Origin of the sequence: Streptomyces sp. NRRL WC-3549 (assembly GCF_000721935.1) — a bacterium.
GTDB lineage: Bacteria > Actinomycetota > Actinomycetes > Streptomycetales > Streptomycetaceae > Streptomyces.
In genome coordinates, this window is the sequence record NZ_KL585437.1 from 105,972 (window position 1) to 113,668 (window position 7,697).

Sequence of the window (7,697 nt, forward strand, 5' to 3'; positions counted from 1 at the left end):
CCGCCTCAAGGGCGAGGAGCGCCTCCGTCGCGCCCGGTTCGGTGTCCACCAGGGCGCCCGGGACCAGGTCGGCGAAGACCCGTACGCCGTGGACCGCGCCGACCTCGGCTCCCGCGTCAAGGACCAGCTCGGTCAGCTGCTCGGCGGTGAACCTGCGGGGCACCGGGTCACCCTCGCCCCAGCGCCCGGCCGGGTCCTTCAGCGCCTGCCGCGCCTCCGTGAAGTGGCCGGCGAGCGCCCGGGCCAGGACGGCCCCGCCGAGTCCGGCGCCGAGCAGGCTGAGCGCTCCGCCCGGGCGAAGCGCGTCGACCGCGTGGCGTACGCCCTGGGCGGGGTCGTCCACGTACTCCAGGACGCCGTGGCACAGGACGGCGTCGTGGCCCGCGCGGTCCACCACCTCGAACAGCCCCAGGATGTCCCCCTGCACACCGCGGACCCGGTCGGCGACACCGGCCTCGGCCGCGCGGCGTTCCAGCGCGAACAGGGCGTTGGGGCTGGGGTCGACGACGGTGACCCGGTGGCCGAGCCGGGCGACGGGCACCGCGAAGTTGCCGGTGCCGCCACCGGTGTCCAGCACGTCCAGGGTGTCCCTGCCGACCGCCTCGACCCGGCGGTCGAGGGCGTCCTTGAGGACCTCCCAGACCACGGCGGTACGGAGGGAGGCTCGGGGGCGCAGCTGGTCCGACACGGCAGTTGACTCCTCGGCACGGTGCCGCCACGGACGGCGGAGCGTGAACGGTGCAGGTGGTAACGGTGCTCTCCACCCTATTGCCTCCCACCGCCGCCCCGGCCCCCCGTGCCGGGTCCGTACCCGGCGCCGGCCCGAGGGGGCCGGACACGGCCTATGCCGAAAGGTCCCGCCGGGGCTGCGGAAGGACCGGGTGGAGCTCCAGCAGCCGCTCGACCAGCCGCAGGAACATCTCGGCGTCGCGCAGCAGGTGATCCGCGTCGCACCCGTCGGCCGCGCCCTCCAGTCCCGCTTCCGCACGGGCCCGCCGGTCGGCTCCGGAGGCGAACAGGGCGCTCCACTCGGCGAGTTCGGGTGCCACGTCCGGGAGGACCTCCCACGCGCTGCGGATCCTCTCCCGGCGCCTGCCGCCCCCGGGCCTGCCGCGGGCGGCCAGGACGGCGGCCGCGGTGCGCAGGGCGGCGAGGTGCGCGGTGGCGTACCTCTCGTTCGGTACGCCGAGGGTGCGCGCCTCCTCGATGCCCGCCCGGGCCTGGGCGAGCAGATCGAGCGCGGCGGGCGGTGCCGTCGCACGGCGCAGGACGGGGTGGACGTCGGTTGCCGGACCGTTCAGTGAGGGTGCAGGGCTGCCTGCGCGGCGCCGCGGGGCGGCGGCTGCGGATGAGCTGGCCATGACGAACCTCCTGTCGTCGGGTGACGGCCGCGTGGCCGTATGTGTCCATCGTGGGGGCTGCCACTGACAATCCTTCAGAAAGCGGCTCTGGCCTGCGCCTTTGCTTCACAGCCGAACTCCCGCTAACTTTTTGCACTGACCAGTCAGTACAAATGAGGGGGTGGGGCCGTGGAGAGCCCGCACGGCGCGGCGGTCGGCGCGGAGGACTTCGGGCTGAAGGGGCCTCGCGGCTGGGTCTTCCAGGGCGTGGACCTGAAGGCCCCGCCCGGGTCGCTCGTCGCGGTCGAGGGCCCCTCCGGCTCGGGGCGCACCTGTCTCCTGCTCGCTCTGACCGGCCGCATGCGGCCCACCCGGGGCCACGCGGAGGTGGACGGGCTGCGCCTGCCCGGCCGGGCGGGCGCCGTCCGCGCGATCAGCGCGCTCGGACCGGTGCCCGGGGTCAACGAGCTGGACCCCGCCCTCACCGTCGCCGAACACCTGCGGGAACGGGCGCTGCTGCGGCGCCGCTTCGACGGTTCGCTGCACGCGCTGTTCCGTCCCCGCGCGGCGCGTGCCGCCGCGCGGGCCGCGGTGGACTCGGCGCTGGACGCCGCCGGGCTGGACCTCACGGCGCTGCCCAAGGCCGAACGGACCTCCGTACGCGACCTGGAACGTCTGGAGGCGCTGCGGCTGTCCCTCGCCCTGGCCCTGATGGGCCGCCCGCGGCTGCTGGCCGTCGACGACGCCGACCTCAAGCTCTCGGACGCCGGACGCGCCGAGGCGTGGAAGCTGCTGCGCTCCCTCGCGGACGACGGCACGACGGTGCTGGCGGTGTGCGGCGAAGCGCCCGAGGGCGCCCTCACCGTCCGAACCGGCGACCGGCGCGCCACCCCCGCAACCACAGCCGGTACCGCAGGCGGGGCGGACAGCACGGACGCCGCAGACACCACGGACGCCCCCACCACGACCGGGAAGGAGGCCGCCGATGCGAGCACCGGGACTGGCCGCGCTTGAGCTGAAGCGGTTCGGCAGGGGACGGCTGCCGCGTGCCGCCCTGGTGGCGCTCCTGCTGCTGCCCCTGCTGTACGGCGCCCTGTACCTCTGGTCGTTCTGGGACCCCTACGGCCGGCTCGACCGGATACCGGTCGCGCTGGTCAACGAAGACAAGGGGACGAGCGCCGACGGCGAACGGCTGGCCGCGGGGGACGAGATCGCCGGCCGGCTGCTGGACTCCGAGGTCTTCGACTGGCACGAGGTGAGCGGCGAGGAGGCCCGCAGGGGGCTGGAGGCCGGGACGTACTACCTGACGCTGACCATGCCCTCCGACTTCAGTGAGCGGATCGCCTCCAGCGGAGGCGACTCCCCCGAGGCCGGGGCCCTGCAGGTCCACACGAACGACGCCAACAACTACATCGTCGGGCAGATCTCCCGCTCCGTCTTCTCCGAGGTCCGCAGTGCCGCGTCGGCGAAGACCTCGCGCGGCTTCCTCGACCGCATCTTCATCGACTTCTCCGATCTCCACGACGCGACGGAGAAGGCGGCCAAGGGCGCCGACGACCTGGAGAGCGGCATCACCAAGGCGACGAAGGGGTCCAAGGACCTCGCCGACGGGCTCAAGGACGCCAAGTCGGCCGGCGGCAGGCTGTCCACGGGCCTGGCCGGGCTCGACGAGGGTGCCGGGGACCTGAGGACGGGATCGCAGCAGGTCGCCGACGGCACCCAGGCCCTCGCCGACAAGGTGAACAAGGCGGCGGCCGACGTACGGCCGTTCCTGAAGGACAACGGCAAGGCGATCGGCGACACCGCCCGGCTGGTCGCCGACTCCTCCAGGACCGTACGGGAGGACCTCGGCCTGCTCGCCGAGGCGGCGCCCACCGCGGCGACCGCCGCCCACCAGGCCTCCGACGACCTGGCCGGCGTCTACCGGACCCGCTGCGAGGGGCAGGCCGAGCCCGACGCCGCCGTCTGCCCCGGCCTGAAGCGCGCGAAGACGGCCGCCGAGGACGTCACCGCGGTGGCCGACGACGTGAACACCCTGGTCACCGAGGAGAACGGCGACCTGGCCGGCCTCCGGGCGCAGCTGGCCACGCTGGAGAAGCAGGCCGACGCCCTCGCCGAGCGCGCGCCGCACCTGGACACGGACCTGGAGTCCGCCGTCTCGAAGATCAACGCGCTCAACAGCGGCGCGAAGGAGGTCGCCAAGGGCGCAGACGCCCTGCGTACCGGACTGGGCACCGCCAAGTCCGGCGCCGAGGACCTCGACACCGGTCTCAAGAAGCTCAGGACGGGCGCCACGGACCTGGACAGCGGGCTGTACCGGCTCGGCGACGGTTCGGCGACGCTCGCCCAGGGGCTGAACGACGGCGTCGGGAAGATCCCCGACTACGACGAGAAGGACCGCGACGCCCGCACCGGCGTCATGGCGGACCCCGTGCGGCTGGCCTCCTCGTCGCTGCACGCGGCCCCCAACTACGGGACGGGGTTCGCCCCGTACTTCATCCCGCTCTCGCTCTGGGTGGGCTCGATGGTGGCGTACATGCTGATCCAGCCGCTCAACCGGCGGGCTGTCTCTTATACACATCCCGGGGCGCCGGCCTGGCGGATCGCCTTCGCGGGCTGGCTGCCGGTCGTCGCGATCGGGCTGCTCCAGGTCGTCGCCCTGATGTCCGTACTGCACTGGCGGCTCGGGCTCCAGATGGCGCACGCGGCCGGGACGGTGGGCTTCCTGGCCCTGGTGACCTGCTGCTTCGCCGCCATCGTGCAGTGGCTCAACGCCCGTTTCGGCGCGGCCGGCCGGATCCTGGTCCTGGCGGTGCTGATGCTCCAGCTGACCTCGGCCGGCGGTACGTACCCCGTCCAGACCAGCCCGGGCTTCTTCGGGGCGATCCACCCCTATCTGCCGATGACGTACGTCGTGGACGGACTGCGCAGGCTCATCACGGGCGGCGGCCTCGGCCCGGTGTGGCAGGGCTGCGTGGTGCTGTCGGCCTTCACGGCGGGGGCACTGGCGCTGACCGCCCTGGCCGCCCGGCGCAAGCAGGTGTGGACCGTCGCCCGGCTGCACCCGGAGCTGAGCCTGTGAGCGCGCCGGCACCTGTGAGAATCGGAGGCATGGACAGCAGCAGCACCACGCGCCGCCGGGCGACCCGGCAGAAGCTCTACGAGGCGGCGGTGACCCTCATCGCGGAGAAGGGGTTCTCGGCGACCACGGTGGACGAGATCGCCGAGCGGGCTGGGGTCGCCAAAGGCACGGTCTACTACAACTTCAAGAGCAAGACCGAACTCTTCGAGGAGTTGCTGAGGCACGGTGTCGGGCTGCTCACCCAGTCGCTGCGCTCCGCCGCCGAGGAGACCGACGCACGGGGCGGCAGCCGCGTGGAGTCGCTGGACGCCATGATCAGGGCCGGCCTGGACTTCATCGACCGCTACCCGGCCTTCACCCAGCTGTACGTCGCCGAGCTCTGGCGCACCAACCGCGCCTGGCAGTCGACGCTCCTGGTGGTGCGGCAGGAGGCCGTCGCCGTCGTCGAGGACGTACTCCGCGACGGTGTCGCGGGCGGCGAGCTGAGCGAGGAGATCGACATCCAGCTGACGGCCGCCGCGCTCGTCGGGATGGTGCTGGTGGCGGCCCTGGACTGGCAGGCGTTCCAGCCCGAGCGCACGATCGACGACGTGCACTCGGCCCTGTCCCTGCTGCTGCGCGGACGGGTCAGCGGCCACTGAGGGGCGCGCCGCCAGGGAGCGGGGGCGGACGGCGCCGGGCCGGTGGTACCCGAATCCCCCTCGGGTACCACCGGCCCGGCATCCGTGCGTCGCGAAGAGCCCTCCCCCGTGGCCGTGTTCCCTCGTGGCCCGCGGGCTCCCCGTCGTGCACCCCCGTTGCGTCCGGGTCCGTGCCGTTCCGCCGCCCCGTGCCGGCGGTCCGGGCTCCGTGCCCCTTCCGTGGTCCCCACTCTTCCGTCCGCGCGGGTGGCGGCCCATCCGCTCCCCTACTCATCTGTGTACCTAGGTAGGGATACTCAGGGCGGGTGTACGGGACGTCCCCCGGAGCCCGGCCCCACTGGCTACGATCGCGTCCGTGTCCGTACTCCCCCTGGTGTTCACGAGCGGCTGGGCGAGCGGGATCAACGCCTACGCCGTGATCCTGCTGCTCGGCCTCTTCGGAGCGACCGGTCTCACCGACGACGTGCCCGACGCACTGCAGCGCCCCGACGTCCTGGTCGTCGCCGGGGTGCTCTTCCTGTGCGAGGCGGCGGCCGACAAGATCCCGTACCTGGACTCGGCCTGGGACACCGTGCACACGGTGGTGCGCCCGGTGGCCGGGGCCGTCGTCGCCGCACTGCTGGCGGGCGAGGGCGGGTCGCTGCCGGAGCTGGCGGCCGGCGCGGTGGGCGGTTCCACCGCGCTGGTGAGCCACCTGGTCAAGGCGGGCACCAGGATGGCCGTCAACACCTCTCCGGAACCCTTCAGCAACATCGTGGTGAGCGTCGCGGAGGACCTCGGCGTGGCCGGTGTCATCACCTTCGCCGTCTTCCACCCGGTGGCGGCCGCCGGGACGCTGCTGGCGCTCGGCGTCGTCGTCGTGCTGTTCCTCGTCTCCCGCATCCGCCGGTTCCTGCGCGGCAGGGCGGAGCGCAGGGCCGGGAAGCGGCCGGCCGCGGCGGGTGGGCAGCCCCCTCCCGGATGAGCCGCCGGGGGCACCCCGTGCGGCCGGGTGCCCCTCACCGGGACGGTCTAAAGTCACTGTCATGGCACGAATTGCGGTGATCGGCGCCGGGACGGGCGCGATGGCGGCCGCTGTCCGGCTCGCCGTGGCAGGCCATCGGGTGACGGTGTACGAGCGGTCGGGGACGTACGGGGGCTCGCTCGGCCGGCACGCCCGTGACGGCTTCGTCTTCGACACCGGGCCCTCGCTGCTGCATCTGCCCGCGGTCTACCGCGACCTGTTCGTGAAGACGGGCAAGGAGCCGCTGGAGCGGTGCGTCACGCTCACACAGGTCGACCCGGCGAGCCGCCACCTCTTCGCGGACGGCACCGCGGTGTCGCTGCCCGACGCCAGCCGCGCCGGGGTGGTCGGCGCCCTCGACCGTGCGCTCGGCGAGGGCGCGGGCACCCGGTGGGCCGAGTTCCTGGACCGGGCGGGCACCGCGTGGGACCGGTCGCGACGGCCCCTGCTGGAGGAGCCGCTGCGCGACGGCGATGCCCCGGTCCGCGACCCCTACCCCGCGGTGCGGCAGCGCCGGCTGTTGCGGCCTGCCCGGCAGGCGACGACGCTCGCGCAGATCGGCGCCTGGGAACTGGCCGATCCCCGCCTGGCGGCCCTGCTCGACGGGTACGCCCTGTCGTATGGCCTGGACCCGCGCCGCGCCCCGGCCGCCGCCGCCCTCCTGCCGTACATGGAGCAGACGTTCGGCAGCTGGTACGTCTCCGGGGGGATGCGGGAGCTGGCCGGCGCCCTGTACGAGCGGTGCGTGCTCCGCCGGGTGTCGTTCGTCTTCGACGCCGAGGTGGTGCGGGTGGCGGAGAAGGACGGCCGGGCGGCGGGTGTCGAGCTCGCGGACGGTACGTACGCGGACGCCGACCACGTGGTCCTCGGTGCGCAGCCGCGCCCGGAGCTGATGCCGAGTCAGGCGGGGGAGACCGGCGGCCCGGCGGCCGGGCGGGCCGCGGTGCCCGGCCGGTTCGTCGTGATGCTGTCGCTGCACGGCGCCCGGGAGGCCGGTGCGGTGCACCGCACCGTGGTGCACTGCGAGGACCGGGCGGCCGAGCAGGACGCGGTGTTCGGCGGCCGGGTCGCCGGCGTACCGACCGTGACCGTGCTGCGGCCGGACGATCCGTCCACCCGCCCGGACGAGGCGCACGAGGCGGTGACCCTGACCGCGACGGTGGCCCCGCAGGGTCCGGTGGACTGGACGGACCCCGCGCTCCGCGAGCGGTTCGCGGACGTGCTGACCGGCCGGGCCGCCCGGGCCGTCCCCGGTCTGCGTGAGCGGGTGCTCCGGGCCGAGGTGCGCACCCCGGCCGATACCGCCGCCGAGACCGGCGCCGCGGGAGGGTCGGTGCCCGCGCCCGCGCTGGCCGGGGCCGCGGGCGCCTTCCTGCGTCCGGGGAACCGCACCGCGCTGTCCGGCCTGTATCTGGCGGGCGGCTGGGCGCACCCCGGTGGCGGACCACCGCACGCCGGGATGTCGGGTGCGCTGGTCGCCGGGCTCGTCGTGGAGGGCGACGGCTTCCGCGGCTCCCGGTGAGCCGCCCGGGGGCGCCGGCGGGGGCCGGCGGGCGGGGTCAGTAGCGGTACTGCTCGTTCTGGCCGGTGTCGTAACCGTTGCCGTAGGGGGCGGTGGGGGCCTCCGGGGG

7 protein-coding genes are annotated in these 7,697 nt (G+C 74.4%); 5 read left to right on the forward strand and 2 right to left on the reverse strand.

Translation table 11 applies throughout. From position 1 onward, the window contains the following. Positions 1-688: class I SAM-dependent methyltransferase (locus IH13_RS0132290; protein ID WP_031090030.1), on the reverse strand; the 688-nt coding region annotated here is incomplete at its 3' end. Between the two features lie 154 nt (positions 689-842). Then, the gene (locus IH13_RS0132295) at positions 843-1,361 is read right to left on the reverse strand and encodes an SAV_6107 family HEPN domain-containing protein (protein WP_031090032.1); all 519 of its coding nucleotides are present in this window, start codon (positions 1,359-1,361) and stop codon (positions 843-845) included. Positions 1,362-1,529: 168 nt separating this feature from the next. Between IH13_RS0132295 and IH13_RS0132300 the strand changes: the two genes are divergently transcribed. The 5 genes from IH13_RS0132300 (at position 1,530) to IH13_RS0132320 (ending at position 7,588) form a co-directional block, all read left to right on the forward strand. Further along, on the forward strand, positions 1,530-2,354 hold the full coding sequence (locus IH13_RS0132300) for an ATP-binding cassette domain-containing protein (RefSeq protein ID WP_031090034.1): 825 nt from the start codon (positions 1,530-1,532) through the stop codon (positions 2,352-2,354). After that, positions 2,326-4,422 carry a YhgE/Pip domain-containing protein gene (locus IH13_RS0132305; RefSeq protein ID WP_031090035.1) on the forward strand — a complete coding sequence of 699 codons (2,097 nt, stop codon included), beginning with the start codon at positions 2,326-2,328 and terminating at the stop codon, positions 4,420-4,422. The genes IH13_RS0132300 and IH13_RS0132305 overlap by 29 nt, the downstream gene beginning before the upstream one ends. A 29-nt stretch (positions 4,423-4,451) precedes the next feature. Then, complete coding sequence (locus IH13_RS0132310; protein WP_031090037.1) at positions 4,452-5,063, forward strand: TetR/AcrR family transcriptional regulator; 612 nt, start codon at positions 4,452-4,454, stop codon at positions 5,061-5,063. Between the two features lie 355 nt (positions 5,064-5,418). After that, positions 5,419-6,027, forward strand: coding sequence for a DUF4126 domain-containing protein (locus IH13_RS0132315; protein WP_031090039.1), 609 nt, complete (start codon positions 5,419-5,421; stop codon positions 6,025-6,027). A gap of 61 nt (positions 6,028-6,088) precedes the next feature. After that, a complete protein-coding gene (locus IH13_RS0132320; protein ID WP_031090041.1) occupies positions 6,089-7,588 on the forward strand; it encodes a phytoene desaturase family protein in 1,500 nt (499 codons plus the stop codon). Positions 7,589-7,697 lie beyond the last annotated feature (109 nt).

What these genes read in the sequence shown, in the direction of transcription:
- IH13_RS0132295 (WP_031090032.1), bottom strand. Translation starts at nt 1,361, where the DNA reads ATGGCCAGCTCATCCGCAGCCGCCGCCCCGCGGCGCCGCGCAGGCAGC.
- IH13_RS0132305 (WP_031090035.1), top strand. Translation starts at nt 2,326, where the DNA reads ATGCGAGCACCGGGACTGGCCGCGCTTGAGCTGAAGCGGTTCGGCAGG.
- IH13_RS0132310 (WP_031090037.1), top strand. Translation starts at nt 4,452, where the DNA reads ATGGACAGCAGCAGCACCACGCGCCGCCGGGCGACCCGGCAGAAGCTC.
- IH13_RS0132320 (WP_031090041.1), top strand. Translation starts at nt 6,089, where the DNA reads ATGGCACGAATTGCGGTGATCGGCGCCGGGACGGGCGCGATGGCGGCC.